The organism is Inediibacterium massiliense (assembly GCF_001282725.1).
Taxonomy (GTDB): domain Bacteria; phylum Bacillota; class Clostridia; order Peptostreptococcales; family Thermotaleaceae; genus Anaerophilus; species Anaerophilus massiliensis.
This window is the reverse complement of record NZ_LN876587.1, coordinates 891,417-908,934: the sequence shown is the minus strand read 5'-3', so window position 1 is coordinate 908,934 and position 17,518 is coordinate 891,417. Positions and strand designations below refer to the sequence as shown.

At 29.9% G+C, this 17,518-nt stretch carries 17 protein-coding genes and 1 other annotated feature; all 17 genes read right to left on the bottom strand.

The features are described 5' to 3' along the window. Nucleotides 1-198 precede the first annotated feature (198 nt). The 17 genes from BN2409_RS12905 to scfB all read right to left on the bottom strand — a co-directional run bounded on the left by BN2409_RS12905 (nt 199) and on the right by scfB (nt 17,444). Nucleotides 199-546: a hypothetical protein gene (locus tag BN2409_RS12905; RefSeq protein ID WP_053957029.1), complete on the bottom strand. Its 348-nt coding sequence runs from the start codon at nt 544-546 to the stop codon at nt 199-201. Nucleotides 547-689: 143 nt separating this feature from the next. Beyond that, on the bottom strand, nt 690-1,217 hold the full coding sequence (locus BN2409_RS12900) for a hypothetical protein (protein WP_207642565.1): 528 nt from the start codon (nt 1,215-1,217) through the stop codon (nt 690-692). A 620-nt stretch (nt 1,218-1,837) separates the two neighbouring features. Beyond that, a protein-coding gene (locus BN2409_RS16960) for an IS3 family transposase (RefSeq protein ID WP_110942847.1) occupies nt 1,838-2,985 on the bottom strand; the annotation gives its coding sequence in 2 pieces (ribosomal slippage) (nt 1,838-2,724 and nt 2,724-2,985; 1,149 coding nt in all). Between the two features lie 343 nt (nt 2,986-3,328). Then, a complete protein-coding gene (locus tag BN2409_RS12885) occupies nt 3,329-3,712 on the bottom strand; it encodes a retropepsin-like aspartic protease (RefSeq protein ID WP_053957027.1) in 384 nt (127 codons plus the stop codon). Continuing rightward, the gene (locus tag BN2409_RS12880) at nt 3,712-3,975 is read right to left on the bottom strand and encodes a hypothetical protein (protein WP_053957026.1); all 264 of its coding nucleotides are present in this window, start codon (nt 3,973-3,975) and stop codon (nt 3,712-3,714) included. Before BN2409_RS12880 ends, BN2409_RS12885 begins: the two co-directional genes overlap by 1 nt. 178 nt (nt 3,976-4,153) lie before the next feature. Further along, a complete protein-coding gene (gene aspS / locus BN2409_RS12875; RefSeq protein WP_053957025.1) occupies nt 4,154-5,935 on the bottom strand; it encodes an aspartate--tRNA ligase in 1,782 nt (593 codons plus the stop codon). A gap of 11 nt (nt 5,936-5,946) precedes the next feature. Next, on the bottom strand, nt 5,947-7,206 hold the full coding sequence (gene hisS, locus BN2409_RS12870) for a histidine--tRNA ligase (RefSeq protein WP_053957024.1): 1,260 nt from the start codon (nt 7,204-7,206) through the stop codon (nt 5,947-5,949). A gap of 56 nt (nt 7,207-7,262) precedes the next feature. Continuing rightward, nucleotides 7,263-7,472: a binding site (T-box leader), on the bottom strand. Nucleotides 7,473-7,532: 60 nt separating this feature from the next. Beyond that, nucleotides 7,533-8,996, bottom strand: coding sequence for a coproporphyrinogen dehydrogenase HemZ (hemZ, locus tag BN2409_RS12865; protein ID WP_330375456.1), 1,464 nt, complete (start codon nt 8,994-8,996; stop codon nt 7,533-7,535). Between the two features lie 17 nt (nt 8,997-9,013). Next, nucleotides 9,014-9,196 carry a hypothetical protein gene (locus tag BN2409_RS12860; protein WP_053957022.1) on the bottom strand — a complete coding sequence of 61 codons (183 nt, stop codon included), beginning with the start codon at nt 9,194-9,196 and terminating at the stop codon, nt 9,014-9,016. A gap of 57 nt (nt 9,197-9,253) precedes the next feature. After that, nucleotides 9,254-9,877, bottom strand: coding sequence for an MBL fold metallo-hydrolase (locus BN2409_RS12855; RefSeq protein WP_053957021.1), 624 nt, complete (start codon nt 9,875-9,877; stop codon nt 9,254-9,256). A 10-nt stretch (nt 9,878-9,887) separates the two neighbouring features. Beyond that, nucleotides 9,888-10,337: a D-aminoacyl-tRNA deacylase gene (dtd, locus tag BN2409_RS12850; RefSeq protein WP_053957020.1), complete on the bottom strand. Its 450-nt coding sequence runs from the start codon at nt 10,335-10,337 to the stop codon at nt 9,888-9,890. A 16-nt stretch (nt 10,338-10,353) separates the two neighbouring features. Further along, on the bottom strand, nt 10,354-12,528 hold the full coding sequence (locus tag BN2409_RS12845) for a RelA/SpoT family protein (RefSeq protein ID WP_053957019.1): 2,175 nt from the start codon (nt 12,526-12,528) through the stop codon (nt 10,354-10,356). A 143-nt stretch (nt 12,529-12,671) separates the two neighbouring features. Next, entirely contained in the window at nt 12,672-13,187 is a 516-nt protein-coding gene (locus BN2409_RS12840; protein ID WP_053957018.1) for an adenine phosphoribosyltransferase, read from the bottom strand. A 159-nt stretch (nt 13,188-13,346) separates the two neighbouring features. After that, a complete protein-coding gene (gene secF, locus BN2409_RS17560; RefSeq protein WP_053957017.1) occupies nt 13,347-14,228 on the bottom strand; it encodes a protein translocase subunit SecF in 882 nt (293 codons plus the stop codon). Nucleotides 14,229-14,244: 16 nt separating this feature from the next. Beyond that, entirely contained in the window at nt 14,245-15,501 is a 1,257-nt protein-coding gene (gene secD, locus BN2409_RS17555; RefSeq protein WP_053957016.1) for a protein translocase subunit SecD, read from the bottom strand. Nucleotides 15,502-15,566: 65 nt separating this feature from the next. Then, a complete protein-coding gene (locus tag BN2409_RS12825; protein ID WP_053957015.1) occupies nt 15,567-16,082 on the bottom strand; it encodes a gamma carbonic anhydrase family protein in 516 nt (171 codons plus the stop codon). A 12-nt stretch (nt 16,083-16,094) separates the two neighbouring features. Next, a complete protein-coding gene (scfB, locus tag BN2409_RS12820) occupies nt 16,095-17,444 on the bottom strand; it encodes a thioether cross-link-forming SCIFF peptide maturase (RefSeq protein WP_053957014.1) in 1,350 nt (449 codons plus the stop codon). Nucleotides 17,445-17,518: the final 74 nt, after the last annotated feature.

Here is a 17,518-nt window from a genome sequence, read left to right as displayed (position 1 = left end):
TTCCAGCAAGTACAAAGAGATGCCATATAAAATGATGATATTTGAACCAATTAAATACAAAAATAAAACTCCACTACTATACCATCCTCCAACAATTAGTGCTTAATTTCACTAAAAATAAACCTCTATGTTTTTATTTTTAAATTTTTGCTCAAGAATAAGATCCATCCATTCCAACTGATAAGTAACTAAAATACGTCACAGTTTTTTAAATATTAGTTCTACAGAATATTCTTTATTTTTTATGTGCAAAAAATGATGGCTATAATCCATTTCAAAGTTAACAATAGCAGACTGAATATCAATACTTCTTAAAAAATGGATGGTACAAATAGGGTTATTTTTCAATGTACAAAATCGAATCAATATGTTTTTAATCATAGGAAACTGTATTTTTTTACTTAAATAATCAGGTAGATGATCCATATATAAATTCAGTGTTCTATCCTCTATAGGAATTAACAAATCTACATCTTCTCCCACTTCTCTAAGTACTCTTATTTCAAAGTCGCTTTCAATATGAAAATTTCCATTAGTATAAAGCATTTATCTATCCTCCTAGAATCAAAAAGAACTAACAAATAAGTCAATTCTTTTTGAGCATTCTATAACTCTATTTCATTCAATATATCTCTTAATTTCTTTAATTCTTCAGCTTTGATACTAAATGAAACTATACTTATTACCTTCTATTTCACTTCATAATTAGGGCGTTCTTCTGCAATTTCTTCTGTTTCATAAATATCAATTTCCTGCTTAGTTGTCTTATTAAGATATTCCTCAAAATCATCACATAATTTATCTATAACATCTTCTGTCTCCTTGAAGAAAAATTCTCCAATTTCTCTATTATACTTAATTTTAAATTTCCTATATATTTTAGTAAAATCACTATGAATTTCTTCTTCATTAAATTCAGTTCCTATATCTTTCATTTTAGCTATTAGATTTCTACCATTCTCTGGTTTCATAATAAATAAAAATAGTTTTTCAATTTTTTCTTCAAATTCTTTTATTAATTCCCCGATAGTTTCTTCTTCTTGATTTTTTTGTTGAATTATTTTTAATATATCAACCTTCATTTGTTTTCCGCCATCTTCATCATTACCCTTATCTTTGGATTTCTTAGTATTCTCCTCTTTCTCGGGTGGACTAACAATTCCAATTCGATTATCAAAGTATACTTCTACATCATCTTTTATAACTTGATAATCCATCTTCAAAATCCACAATTGATGAATATTTTTTTCTTTATCTAATTTGATACTTAAAAATATTTTGAAGTATTTTTTGTATGATGAAGAATCTCTTAGCACCTATTAGTAAGTCTGCTGTTGCCCAAATATTAGATTAATACTGCATTATATCCTGCTTCATACTTCTACTCCTTCTCTATGTTTTTTATTACTATCTATAATAGTTATATTAATTTTTATACAACAACTTAAGTTAAATTATAACACAATATGAATCCACTTTCCATACGCTGTAAACTGTCAACATATTGAAAAATCTACATTGTAGCATATTGTTGTTTTTTTAGGTTCTATAATAAATGTTGGGGCGCTTTAAACTTCAACATTTAATTTTTTGCAAAAAAATAAAGCACTTACCGAAAATTCCTGCTAAATTATAGTTGCTCACACCAAATTAAAGGAGGCGTTCAATAAGTGTATTCTAATTACGAGTGTCTTTCGGACTTAAAAATTTTCATAAATTTCTTAATAAAATTATTCATTGTACTAACTAATTATGAATTAGATACCTATTACATGACAATAAAAAAGCCTATATTCTAGCTAGGTGTTCTGGTCAAGTAAAATTGTAACATTATGTGCTAGTTTTGATTTCCATACCTAGCTTCGAAGGGTGTCCTTCCTTGATTATGCGAATGTGGTCTTGAAAAATTATACCATTCATAAACATAGTCATTAACAGCTTCATTGAGAAGCTGATCAGTATCAAAACGATATTGTTTAATAAGTTCATTTTTAAATGTATTATAAAATCGTTCCATAACTGCATTATCATAAGGACAACCAGCTTTGCTCATGCTTTGTGTGACACCCTTAGATTCACAGAATTTTACGAATTCTTTTGAAGCAAACTGCGCTCCTTGATCACTATGCAAAATTAAATTATTTTTGATTAGGTTATTTTTTAATGCTATTTTCAACGTATCTATAGCTAAATTTGAATCAATCCATTTACTGTTCAACGTTGCAACTACACTTCTGTCATACAGATCTATGATGCTACAATTATAACGCTTCTGACCATTGCTTAATGTAAGATAGGTAAAATCAGTACACCACTTTTCATTTCGCTTGGAAGCAGTAAAATCTTGATTTAAGAGATTTTTAAAAGTTTTATGAATACTTCCTTTTATATATTTTTGTTTCTTTTTCATAATTATAGCTTTTAAATTTAGCTCTTTCATATACTTATAAATCGTGGGATAACTGCATGATACATTACTTAATTTAAGTAAATCTGCTATCATGCGATAACCTACAGTACCATTTTTACTATGATAAATTGTCTCAATTAATTCTTTTAATTGAGCTTTGTGTTTAAAATATTTTTGTGTTCTCTTTTTAAGATAATTGTAATAGGCATTAGGGGATAATTTAAATTTGGATAATAGCCATCGTAAACCGAATTCATTGCAGTATTTTTTTATGAATTCATAAATTTTTAATCGATTTCTTTCGCGAAGAATGCAGCCGCCTTTTTTAGAAAACGATTCTCCTTTTCAAGTTCTTCCAGCTGTTTACGCAGCTTTTGAATTTCAATATAAGAATCTGTTTCTTCTTTTAAATCAGTATTTGTCTTGCATTCTTCACGGTGCTTGTTTAACCAATATCTCAATGTACCATTCCCTAAATTATATTCTTCAGTTAAGCTTTTTACAGTCCGACCTTCTTCAAGATAAAGACGTAATACTTTCTTTTGTAATTCTGGGTCATATTTTTTATTCGCCATTTTGCAACTCCTTTTCTATGTTTGAATTATAACATCAAACTAGCGTTAGGTGTTACAACTTTAGTATAGCAGGACAAGGTTTATTAAATGTACCCATAACGTTACTTTTATATTGAAATAGTCTCTAATAAAGTAATGGAGCGGGATTATAAACAATCCCACCCCAACTATTAATATAGAGCCCAACAAAAAACACTCAACCCAATGGGATCGAATGCCTTTTCTTCATAATTCATTATATGCAAATGGAAAGTATGAGTATTACCTTCTATATTTTTTAACATTTCATCTTAAAATCTTAAATTAATTTATTTCACTATGAACTTATTCATAATTTTAAATTTTATTTACTAACTACCAATTTTTCAAAATCTATGATAATACCATTTTGATACATAAAATCTACTCCCAAAATAGCATCAAATCCATAATTCTCCTTAGTTATGCCTAGTTGTATAGTAAAATCTCTTAATAAAAAATTTTCAATCTCTAGGTCTGAAACTATTTGCTCATAACATAGTTCACTTTCTCCTCCAACACCATACATACGTCTTGCTTTTCCTTTAATAGGATCAATAACTAAGTCTATGTCTTCTACTGCATCTGTATCAAATATAGTATTAGAACATCCTGTATCTAATAAAACATTTTTAAGTATTTTTTCTTTGTTCATATACTTGATTTTCATCTCTACTAAAGGTAATCCATGCTCCATACGGATTTTCATTAATTGCTCCTCCTTCTTACTCCAATGAATTTCTGCTCAATTACTTCGATTTCTTCATTTGAAGTATGAAAGATATATAGTTCCCTTGATGGCTCACTTAAATGTAAATCTTTATATTGTTTCCATGCCTCCGTAGAATTACTATGATTCGATATAACTGCCATATCTTGAATGATTCTTTTATTATCTATAGAATTAGCTTTCAATGCTTCTACTAATACCCATTTATTGGAATATTGATCTCTGATATCTTTCCATTTCATAAAATTCCCTCCAATCTAAAAGTTTCATTTATTAGTTTTATTATATCATAAGTGAGTAATGCTTATCACAACGTTAAATAAAATCATTTAATAAGCTTATTCTTATTTTTCAGCAACAAAAAGCACTCAACCCACGGGATTGAATGCCTTCTATCATATAAATATTATATTTTTCACTCTATTTTTCACTCTTTAAAGCAATATGCAATTCATCTAATTGATTTTGATCTGCTATACTTGGAGCTTCTGTCATCGGACATATTGCATTTTGATTTTTAGGAAAAGCAATAACTTCTCGAATACTATCATTTCCTGTTAAAAGCATAACAAGTCTATCTAATCCATATGCAATTCCACCATGAGGAGGTGTTCCATATTTAAATGCTTCTAATAGGAATCCAAATTTTGACCATGCTTCTTCTTCTGTAAAGCCTAATGCTTTAAACATTTTTTGTTGAAGATCACTTTTATGAATTCTTATACTTCCTCCACCTATTTCTACTCCATTGAGTACAATATCATAAGCTTTTGCTCTTACTTTATCAGGCTCAGTCTCTAATAAAGGAAGATCTTCTTCTCTTGGACAAGTAAATGGATGATGTTTTGCTACATATCTATTTTCTTCCTCATCGTATTCAAACAATGGAAAATCTGTAACCCATAATAATTTATAATCATTTTTATCTAAAATATTCAATTGTTTTGCAATTTCTACTCTTAAATGACCTAAAGCATCAAATACAACATTTGGTTTGTCTGCTACAATTAAAATTAAATCTCCTGTCTTTGCTTCAAATCTTTCTATGATGTTTTGCAATTCATCCTCACTAAAGAATTTAGCAATAGGAGCATTCATCCCTTCAGAAGTCATCTTAATCCATGCAAGACCTTTTGCTCCATAAGTTTTTACATAGTCTTCTAATTTTGTAATTTGTTTTCTACTAAATTGACTTTCTCCTCCGTCAATTTTAATTCCTCGTACATCTCCACCATTTTTTATAGTATCTGAAAATACTTTAAATCCACAATTCTCTACTAGATCATTCATATTTTTTAATTCAAAGCCAAATCGAATATCTGGTTTGTCTGATCCAAATCTCTCCATTGCTTCTTGATAAGGCATTCTTTGAAGAGGTAATGTAACATCTACATTTAACATTTCTTTAAACATCTTTTGTATTAATTTTTCATTCATAGATAATACATCTTCTACTTCTACAAAAGACATCTCTATATCAATTTGTGTAAATTCTGGTTGTCTGTCTGCTCTTAAATCTTCATCTCTAAAGCATTTTACAATTTGAAAATATTTATCTATTCCAGATACCATTAATAATTGTTTAAAAAGCTGTGGAGACTGAGGAAGACCATAAAATTTTCCTTCATTTACTCTACTTGGAACTAAATAATCTCTTGCTCCCTCTGGAGTAGTTTTTGCAAGCATTGGAGTTTCTACTTCTAAAAATCCATTTTCATCTAAAAAGTCTCTTGTTAATTTTGCTAGTTTATGTCTAAACATAAGATTTTTTTGCATCTTAGGCTTTCTTAAATCCAGATATCTATATTTTAATCTTAAATTTTCAGAAACTTCATCTTCATCTTCTATGTAAATAGGTGGAGTTTGTGCTTCTGAAAATATTTTTAATTCATTTGCAAATATTTCAATATCTCCTGTTGGTATATTTTTATTTACGGATTGTCTATGTTTTACAACTCCCTTAATTCCAATTACATATTCTCCTCTTATGGTTTCAGCTTTTTTAAATGCTTCTTCAGATACATCTTTATCAAATATAATTTGAACAATTCCTGTTCGATCTCTTAAATCTGTAAATATAAGTCCACCTAAATCTCTTCTTTTTTGGACCCATCCCATTAAAACAACTTCCTTGTCTATGTGCTCCATTCTTAGTGTACCACACATATGGGTTCTTTTCATATTTCCTAATGCTTCAGCCATTGTTCTTCCTCCTATAATCTATTTCTTAATTCATCTAATAAATTGCTAAGCTTAATGGTAGTTTGTTCACTTGTATTCATATTTTTTAAAGAAACCATATCTTGATTTAATTCATCATCTCCTAATACAATCGTATAAGAAGCATTACATTTATTTGCATATTTAAATTGAGCTTTAATACTTCTGCTTAAATAATCTTTATCAGCAGAAATACCTTCTCTTCTTAAATTTTGAAGAATTCCTATAGCTTCTTTTTCTGCACGTTCTCCTATGGATACAATAAAAATATCTAATCCCTTAGGACTTGGGATTGGTATTTCATTATTCTCTAAAGTAAGGAGTAATCTTTCTATTCCCATTCCAAAACCAATTCCTGGTGTATGTGGTCCTCCTAATTCTTCTACAAGACCATCATAACGTCCTCCCCCACATACAGTTCCTTGTGCTCCTATATTATGAGAGACTATCTCAAATGCAGTTTTTCTATAATAATCTAATCCCCTTACAATATTTGGATCTATCACATATTCAAGTCCCATTGCTGAAAGACTTTCTTTTAATATTTCAAAATCTTCCTTGCATTCGTCGCATAAGTAATCCAACATAAGAGGTATATTGGTAAGTTCATTTTTACAAGATTCTACTTTACAATCAATAATTCGCATTGGATTTCTTTCATATCGGTCTTTGCAAGTATTACATAAATTAGGAAGCTTTTCTTTTAAATAATCTTTTAATATATCATTATATTTTTTACGACAATGAGGACAGCCAATACTATTGATTCTAAGTTCTAAATTTTTTATACCTAATCTTTCATAAAATACCATAGCAATCCCTATTACTTCTGCATCTATTGAAGGATGATTACTTCCAAAAGCTTCTACTCCTAATTGATGAAAAGCTCTAAGTCTTCCTGCTTGTGGTCTTTCATATCTAAAACATGGAGTAATATAAAAAAGCTTTGTAGGCTGAGTATCTGCATATAATTTATTTTCAATAAAAGCTCTTACTACAGGAGCTGTTCCTTCTGGCTTTAAAGTAATCTCTCTTTTCCCATTGTCTTCAAAGGAATACATTTCCTTTTGTACAATATCTGTAGTTTCTCCTACTCCTCTTTTAAATAACTCAGTATGTTCAAATATTGGAGTTCTAATTTCTTTATATCCAAAATGATCACAAACTTCTCTAAATAAATTCTCAACATATCTCCATTTATACACTTCTGATGGTAAAACATCTTTTGTTCCTCTAGGTGCCTTTGTTAACATATATAACCCTCCTTGAAACAAAGTAAAAACAAAAAATACTCCTATATCCCTATTGAATTAGGGACGAGAAGTATTGAATCCCGCGGTACCACCCTGATTGGAAAATCCCACTTTTATTCGTTAACGCCGAAATACGAACGATCTTACTTTTTTTCAGATCATTTGCTCTAAGGTGTCTTCAGTATAACCTGTATTATTGAGCTCTCACCAAATCTCAACTCGCTTTCAATAGTATTACACTTACTTTTCCTCTTCTTTGCAAATACTATATACAATTGTTTATTATTATAATGAAATGACCTTTATCTGTCAATAGAATTTCCATTTTATATAAAAAACTCTTTTCTCTTTCTTTCGATCATTTCATCAATTCGATTGATATATTCATCTACATTTGTTACATTTGGAACTCTTTCTAATCTATTTTCTTTAGGATAAAAGAATTTAGATACACCTCCTGCTCCAAGGGCAATAATACTTTGTTTTTCTTCAATAATTTGTATATTATAAATGCATTCATAATTCTCTTTTGCATATCCTATATTTTCAAGGTTTCCTAACATATACTTTTGCCTATACATATAATAAGGAGTCAGTCCCATTTTTTGTGCATACTCTTGTGTAATATGAATCATTCTTTGTACTTGTTCTTCTTTTGCTAATTCATAATTTTGAATACTTTCTTTTAATTTAGAGCTTCTTTTAATGGCTAAAGTATGTACTGTTAAATTCTTTGGATCAAGTTTTTGAATTTCTTTCATAGTATGCTCAACCATTTTTTCATCTTCATCAGGAAGTCCTATAATCAGGTCCATATTAATAGACTCAAAACCTATTTGGTTTGCCATATGATAAGTATCTATAATATCTTGCACTTTATGATGCCTTCCTATCTTTATAAGTGTTTCATCATTCATTGTTTGAGGATTGATACTAATACGATTGATTTTATTTTCCTTTAATACTTCTAATTTTTCTTTTGTAATAGTATCTGGTCTTCCTGCTTCTACAGTCATTTCTTTTACAAATTGAAGATCTATATACTGATATATAGTTTTTAATAAAATATTAAGCTGCTCTGCTGTAAGAGTAGTAGGAGTTCCTCCTCCTATATACAGAGTTTCTACTTTTTTATTTAACTTTTTTAAAGTATGTCCAATTTCCTTGATTTCATAACATAAAGCATTTAAATAATTTTTTATTTTCTCTTCTTCATATGGATGAGATGGAAAAGAGCAATAAAGACATCTTGTTGGACAAAATGGAATACTAATATATACACTCACTCTATCTTCTTGTTCACTATGAATAAAATTCTTTTCAATTTGAGCAATACGAGTCACTAAATCTATCTTTTCATCACTCATTCGATATTGACTTTTTAATCTTTTTTGAATATCTTCTATATGAAAACCTTCATAAATTAACTCATGTACAATTTTTGTAGGTCTAATTCCCGTAAGAATTCCCCAAGGAGGAACCACATGATAAAACTCACTTAAAAGATCATACATGACAATTTTTATACTTCTTTTAATGATTTTTTTTAAATTCAAAGGATCATTTGTTATTTTATGCTCTATAGATTTTGTAAGAAGTGCTTTTTCCTTTTGAAACAAAGTAGCTTTTGCAATACATTCATCTTTTATATATTCACTAACTAGCAAAAAGCTTTGGTCATCCTCCAAAGCTTTTTGCTGTACAAATTTGAAATTTTCTTTGTGAATAAATATTTTTAAAAGTTCTCCTACCTCATACTCAAAATTATGTCCCTTTAATAATACATTCATCAATTTTATCACCTACACTAAAAGTCCTTTTTTATTTCGTTTTTAAGCCTCTTTATATATTCCTTATGAACACCTAATTCACTAGCCATTTCTTCATCACAAAGATTTGACTCAACCATATTCATAAAATCATGAAAATCAATTTCTCTAAGAAGCTCTTGATTTTTTTTCATAATATATTTTCCTATACTTTTTTTCATAATAGACCTCCTGAAGAATTGATACTACTATTATTCTCCCAATTCTTCAGGGATATACTACTCAGCCAAAAAAGGATTATAAATTTTTTCTCTTCCTATAGTAGAGCTCGGTCCATGTCCTGGAAATACTTTGACCTGATCTCCTAAATTTAGCAATTTACTTTTAATAGAATGAATAATAGCTTCAAAAGATCCTCCTTCAAAGTCTGTTCTGCCAATAGAGCCTGCAAATAATGTATCTCCTGTAAAAACTACATTCTCTACATAAATAGAGATCCCACCTCTTGTATGACCTGGAGTATGCATAATATGAAGATTTAAATTTCCTAACTTAATTGTGTCTTGATCTTTTAAATATTGATCTGCTTTCATCTCTACAGTGGGTCCACTCATCATACTAGATAAATTCTTATTTGCATCGCTAAATAAATCTTCATCTTCTTCATGAAGATACACAGGCAAATCTATTTTTTCTTTAATTGCAGGAATTCCTCCAATATGATCTCCATGGGCATGAGTCAAAAGAATAAATTGAGGCTTTAAATCATTGTCATTAATATATTTTAAAATTTTCTCCCCATCTCCACCTGGATCAATGATACAAGCTTTCTTTGTTTCTTCACAGGCTAAAATATAGCAGTTTACCGCATAGATCCCTGCTTCTATTTTGTGTATGATCATCTTACCCCTCCTAGAAGTTCTTTTTGCTATCCACAAGCATTGTGACAGGTCCATCATTACATAAATTCACTTGCATATGAGCTTGAAAAACACCAGTTTGAATATTTAATTTAAATTCTCTGCATTTTTTTATAAATTTTATATAAAGTTCATTGGCTTTCTCTGGATGAGCTGCGTTCATAAAATTAGGTCTTCTTCCTTTTCGACAATCTCCTAATAGAGTAAATTGTGAAACTACTAGCATTTCTCCTTTTATATCTAATAGAGAAAGATTCATTTTTTCATTTTCATCTTCAAAAACTCTTAAATTTATAATTTTTTCCGCCATATATATTACATCTTTTTCATCATCGTCTTCTTCTACCCCTAATAAAACTAAAAAACCTTTTTTAATTTTTCCTTTAATATTTTCATCCACTATCACATTTGCTTGACTGACTCTTTGAATGACTGCTCTCATTTTATACTTCCTCCCCTTAAGATGTCACTCTATATACATCTAATACACCTTGCATAGATTTTATTTTTTTAATTAATTTATCTAATTGCTCAACATTTGTAATTTCTATAGTTAAATTTACAATGGCTACTCGATCTTTTGTAGTTCTTGCATTAATAGCAGTAACAGAAAGTTTGATATCTGATAAAACATTTGTCACTTCTGATAATAATCCTTTCCGATCTGATGCAATAATCTGAATTTCTGTCTCATAAGAGTTTTGTCTATCTGCATCCCATTCTACTTCTATGAAGCGGTCAATACATTCTCTTTCTTTTAGAATATTCACACAATCCGTACGATGAATAGATACGCCTCTTCCTCTTGTAATAAAACCTATAATTTCATCTCCAGGAACAGGTGTACAACATTTTGCAAAACGAACCAATATATTATCGATTCCTTTTACCTTTATCCCTTGGGTGTCTTTTTTCTCTTTTTTAGGTTTATTTGTTTTATTTTGCAGAGAAATTGTTTCTTGAAGATTCTTTTCTTCCTTTACCGATTCTTTATAAAGCTGCTTTAACCTTGGAACAACTTGTCCTAATAAAATTCCTCCATATCCAATAGCAGCATATAAGTCTTCTATACTATTTAGTCTCAGTTTTTTTACAATTTCATTGAGCCATGGAGATTTGGCAAGTTCATGAACTTCATAATTATTACGCCTAATTTCCTTCTCAAGCATTTCTCTTCCTTTTTCAATATTTTCTTCTTTTCTTTCTTTTTTAAACCACTGACGAATTCTATTTTTTGCTTGAGTACTTTTTACAAACTTTAACCAGTCTCTACTAGGACCATGGCTATTCTTGGATGCAAGAACTTCCACAATATTCCCATTTTTCAGTTTATAATCAATAGGAACAATTCTTCCATCTACCTTTGCTCCAATACAACTATTTCCTATAGCCGAGTGAATTTTATAAGCAAAGTCAATAGGTGTAGATCCTGCTGGAAGGTCAATGACATCTCCTTTTGGAGTAAACACAAAAACTTCATTGGTAAATAAATCAATTTTAAGACTTTCCATAAACTCTTTAGGATCATTCATATCCCTTTGCCATTCTAATAATTGTCTAAGCCATCTTAATTTATCATCTAAATTGTCTTTATTTTGTCCTGTTTTGCCTTCCTTATACTTCCAATGAGCTGCAATCCCGTATTCTGCAATACGATGCATTTCCCAAGTTCTGATTTGAATTTCAAAAGGCTCTCCATCTGGTCCTATAACTGTAGTGTGCAGAGATTGGTACATATTGGGTTTAGGCATGGCAATATAGTCTTTAAATCTTCCTGGGATTGGCCTCCACATAGTGTGTACAATTCCTAATACTCCATAACAATCCTTTACATTATCTACAACGACTCTTATGGCTGTTAAATCAAAAATTTCTTCAAATGCCTTATTTCTATATACCATTTTTCTATAGATACTATAAAAATGCTTCGATCTTCCATTGATCTCAAATTTTATCTTTACATCTTTTAATGCATTTCCCAATTGTTTAATAACCTGATTGATATATTCTTCCCTTTCTCTTTTCTTTTTGGCTACTTTATCAACCAAATCATAATATCCTTCTGGATCAATATATCGAAGAGATAAATCTTCAAGCTCCCATTTTATTTTTGATATTCCAAGCCTATGAGCAATAGGTGCATAAATTTCTAATGTCTCTACTGCCTTTTCTCTTTTTTTCTCTTCATTCATATATTTTAAAGTTCTCATATTATGAAGACGATCAGCAAGTTTTATGATAATTACTCTTATGTCCTTTGCCATAGCCAAAAACATTTTTCTAAGACTTTCAGCTTGTCTTTCTTCTTTTGTTTCATAAGTAAATCTTCCTAATTTTGTTACTCCTTCAACTAAAATAGCAACTTCTTCACCAAATTCTAATTTTACTTCCTCATAAGTGTACTTCGTATCCTCAATTACATCATGTAAAAGACCTGCAACAATGGTTGCATCATCCATCTCTAGTTCTGCTAATATTTTTGCTACTCTTTCAGGATGTACAAAATATTTTTCTCCTGATTTTCTCACCTGTCCTTCATGGGCAGCCTCTGCAAAATTATAGGCTTTAATAATAAAGCCCATATCACTGTTTGGATTATACTGTTGTATTTGTGCTAGTAAATTTTCTAACATATCATCACCCTATTACTACGTCATAACAATAAGATTATACGCATGATTAAAATATTACATACATTATATAACAAATAAAAAAAAAATCCTAGTACACAATAATAGTTTTGACAAAAAAGAATGAGTGGTTGGAAATCCAACCACTAATCATATTGAATCAATGATTTTACATCGTAATCTTTTAATAATTCTCTTCCACCCAAATAAGTCAATTCAATTAAGCATACGATTCCTACAACTTTACCGCCCAAACCCTCAATCATTTTAATAGTTGAAAGAAGAGTCCCTCCAGTAGCAAGTAAATCATCTACGATAATAACTTCTTGTCCAGGTTTGATAGCATCTTTATGCATTTCTAATGAATCACTGCCATATTCTAGATCATATGTATATTTTACCGTTTCTCCTGGAAGTTTTCCTGGCTTTCTCACTGGAATAAAACCTTTTTGGGTCGCATAAGCAAGAGGTGTTCCTACAATAAAACCTCTTGATTCTGGCCCTACAATTAAATCAAATTGTTTATCTTTGATTTGATCAGCCATTTTATTAATCGTATATTGAAAAGCTTCTCCGTCCTGTAAAAGAGTAGTAATATCTTTAAAACTTATTCCTTTTTCTGGGAAATCCTCAATGACTCTGATCTTATCTTTTAAATCCATAAAAATTCCTCCCTTATTTATAAGGATTATACTGAACAATTCATCATTTTTTATTTAACTGTACATCTTATTATATGATATATACTGTTTCTATTCAATATGATTTGTTTCATTGATTTACTTTATAAATACAAAATAAGTGGCCCATAGGCCACTTATTTAACTAGGATTATATCCATTTTTTTTACTTTCCCATTCTTTTAATGTAACCCAAATAGGGCTAGCAATAAAGATAGAAGAATAAGTTCCTATTGCAACTCCCAAGATTAATGGAAGCGTAAATGCTTTAATCGCTTCTACTCCAAAAATATATAAAACTATAATTGTAATTAATGTAGTCAAAGAAGTATTGATAGTACGAGTAATCGTTTGATTGATACTCATATCTACGACTTCTTCATAATTTCTCTTTTTCATATATCTCATATTTTCTCTAATTCTATCAAAAACTACAATGGTATCATTAATTGAATATCCTACAATGGTAAGCATAGCTGCCACAAAAGAACTATTTAAAGGGATTCTAAAAATAGCAAATATAGCAAGTACCACTAAAATATCATGAATCAAAGCTAAAATAGCAGATGCTCCAAATTTAATTTCAAAACGAAAAGTAATATAAATAAGCATACCTATAGCTGCAATTCCTATTGAAATCAATGCTTTTCTTTGTATTTCACTTCCCATAGAAGGTCCAAATTGCTCTGCTTGTCTAAAATCTTTGTCGTTTAAATTGTATTTAGCTTTTAATACTTCAAATACTTCTTGTCTTTGATTGGTATTTAAATCTTTTTTTGTTTTGATAATAATCTCTTCTTTTTGATCTCCTACATGAATAATTTCTGCATCTAAATCAAATTTTGAAATCTCTGTTTTTATTTCATTTACAGGTACTGTTTTTCCTAAATAAACTTGCATCATAGTTCCACCTGTAAAATCTATTCCTAGATTAAAGCCTTGAAACATTCCCATTATTAATCCTATTACGATCACAGCAATAGAAAGACTAAACCATATCTTCTTTTTAGAAATAATATTCATTTTCTACACTTCCTTTCTATGCTCCATAAAATTTTGTACTTTTAAAAATATTCATATCAATAATTGATTTTAATAGTGTTTTCGTTACTATTACTGCTGTAAACATACTTGCCAATAAACCCACCATTAAAGTTACTGCAAATCCTTTGATAGGTCCTGATCCAAATTGATAAAGAACAATTCCTGCAATTAATGTAGTAATGTTAGAATCTAGGATCGTTCCTATTGCCTTTGAGAATCCTGAATTTACTGAAGCTCTAAGGCTTTTACCATTTCTAATTTCTTCTTTTATTCTTTCGAATATAATGACATTTGCATCTACTGCCATACCTACTGATAAAATCAGTCCTGCGATACCAGGAAGTGTAAGTACTGCACCAAATCCTATTAATACCCATAAAACAATTAAAATATAAATGATCAAAGCAATACTTGCAATAAATCCAGGCACTCTATAATAAAGTAGCATAAATAAGAATATCAATCCAATTCCTATCCCTGCTGCAAAAATACTTTTATTGAATGAATCCATACCAAGAGTTGGTCCTATAGCAGAAGTTTGAACCTCTACTAACTCAACAGGCAATGCTCCTCCTCTAATAAGTGCTGCAAGTTGAGCTGCTTCATCCATAGTAAAGTTTCCTGTGATAGAAGCTTTTCCATTTGGAATTTCATTTTGTACATTTGGTGTAGAAATAGCTTGTCCATCCAATACAATTGCAATGATTCTTCCTGCTGAACCTACTGGTTGAGAAGCTGCTTCTTTTGTTGCGATTTGAAAAGCTTTTGCTCCTTCGCTATTAAATTCTAATGAAACCCCTGGAGCATTTCCTTTATCTTTTTCAAATATTACTTCTGCATTTTTTACTTCTTTTCCTGTTAAAATAATTTCACCTTTTGCATTGACAAATTGAAGCTGAGCTGTTTTACCTATGGCCTTAACAGCTTCTTGGGCATCTTTAGCTCCTGGAAGCTCTACTCTTATTCTATTGCTTCCTTCTCTCATTACATTTGGTTCTGTAAGACCCATTGCATTTACTCTTCGTTCAATGACTTCTTTTGTTTGAACCATAATTTTATCAAGTTCTTTTCCTTTTGCATCTGTTTGTGCTTCAAGTACTACAAATACTCCACCTTTTAAATCCAGTCCAAGCTTTAACATATCTTTAATCGGCTTTATATGAGCACCTTCAAACCCTTTAATCCCTGTAAAAGCTCCTGCTGTAACAAGGACAAGCACTAATAACAAGATGATTGCATTTTTCATTTTCATATTCTCTGATCCTCCTTTTTTGCTCATAGAAATATTATATACTTAGTATATATAACGGTCAATGGTTACTTTTCCATATTATGTTTATGCTTTTTCGCTAAGTTTACATAGTGAAGAGCTGAATCTTTTAATTTTTCATAGTCTTTTTGAGTTAATTCCCTTACTACTTTTGCAGGAGAACCCATTACCAATGTATTAGATGGAATTTTTTTCCCTGGTGGAATCACGGATCCTGCTGCAACAATCACATGATCTCCTATTTGGGCTCCATTTAAAATGATAGCACCCATTCCTACTAACACATAATTTCCCACTGTACAAGCATGTACAATTGCATTATGTCCTACCGTCACATAATCACCTATAATGGTTTGAAAATCCTTAGCAATATGAATGGTGCAATTATCTTGTATATTTGTATTTTCTCCAATAATTACTTCATTATCATCAGCTCTTACAACTGTTCCATACCATATATTTGCATTTTTTTTCAGTGTTACTTTTCCTACAATCGTAGCATTATCTGCTACGTAGCAACTTTCATCAATATTTGGAGTATATCCTTCATAAGATAAAATCATCTTTATACCCTCCTATTTTAATAAACTCGCCTCAATAAACAATGCACACTCAATTCTTTTTTTCTCCATTTCACATCCCATTTCATAAGGCTTATAAATGGTTTGATTGAAATTGTAAGCATTGGCATGACAGCCTCCACTACAATAGAATTTTGCCCAGCAATCCTTACATTTTTCTTTACTATATACATGAGCATGCTTAAAATTTTCTCTTATTTCTTCATTCAAAATACCTGTATCTACACTTCCTAAACGAAAATCTTCATTGCCTACAAATTGATGACATGGGTAAAGATCACCCTCTGGAGTTACAGCTAAATATTCAGTTCCTGCTCCACATCCTGATAATCTTTTTACGACACAAGGACCTTGATTTAAGTCTATCATAAAATGGAAGAAATGGAATCCATTTCCTTCTTTTTTTCTTTTGATATATTCTTTTGCTAAAATTTCGTATTCTTCATAAATTTTATTTAAATTTTCTTCTGATATAGCATACTCTTCTTTAGGATCTGTTACAACAGGCTCTATGGAAGTACTCTTAAATCCTAAATCTGCTAAATGAAGTACATCTTTAGAAAAATCTAAATTGTTTTTAGTAAAAGTTCCTCTTACAAAATAACTTTTTCCATTTCTCATTTCTGCCATTTTTAAAAACTTAGGAATAATCACATCATAAGTGCCAGATCCATCTACAGTACATCTCATATAATCATTTACATCTTTTCTTCCATCTATACTAAGTACGACATTGTCCATATTTTCCTCAATATATTTCATTTTTTCATCATTTAATAATACACCATTGGTAGTGATAGTAAATCTAAATCTTTTATTGGTTTCTTTTTCTCTTTTTCTTCCATACTCTACTAATTTTTTAACCACTTCAAAATTCATCAGAGGTTCTCCTCCAAAGAAATCTACCTCTAGATTTCTTCTACTTCCTGAGTGCTCAATTAAAAAGTCTAATGCTTTTTTACCAACTTCTTCACTCATTAAACTTCTTTGTCCTTTAAAATCTCCTTGAGATGCAAAACAATATTTACATCGAATATTGCAATCATGGGCAACATGCAAACATAAAGCCTTAATGAAAGGTTTTTTATTTAAAAATGCAGGATGATTTTGATAAGAATCCTCTGCATATAAAAGTCCTTCTGATTCTAAAGTTTTTATTTCTTCTATAGCTTCTATAATATCTTCTTTTTTATACTTATTAGATAATAAATCTATGATTTGATCTGTAGATTTTTCTTTATAATAATCTAATACATCATATATGATTTCATCTATAACATGTACTGCTCCACTATTTACATCTAAAACAATTCTTGTATCTTCTTGCATAAATTTGTGTATCATCTATTATCCTCCTTTAATTGAAAACATTTTAAAATTTTAATGTATCTCATATGCTCATGGCACCCATAAAATTT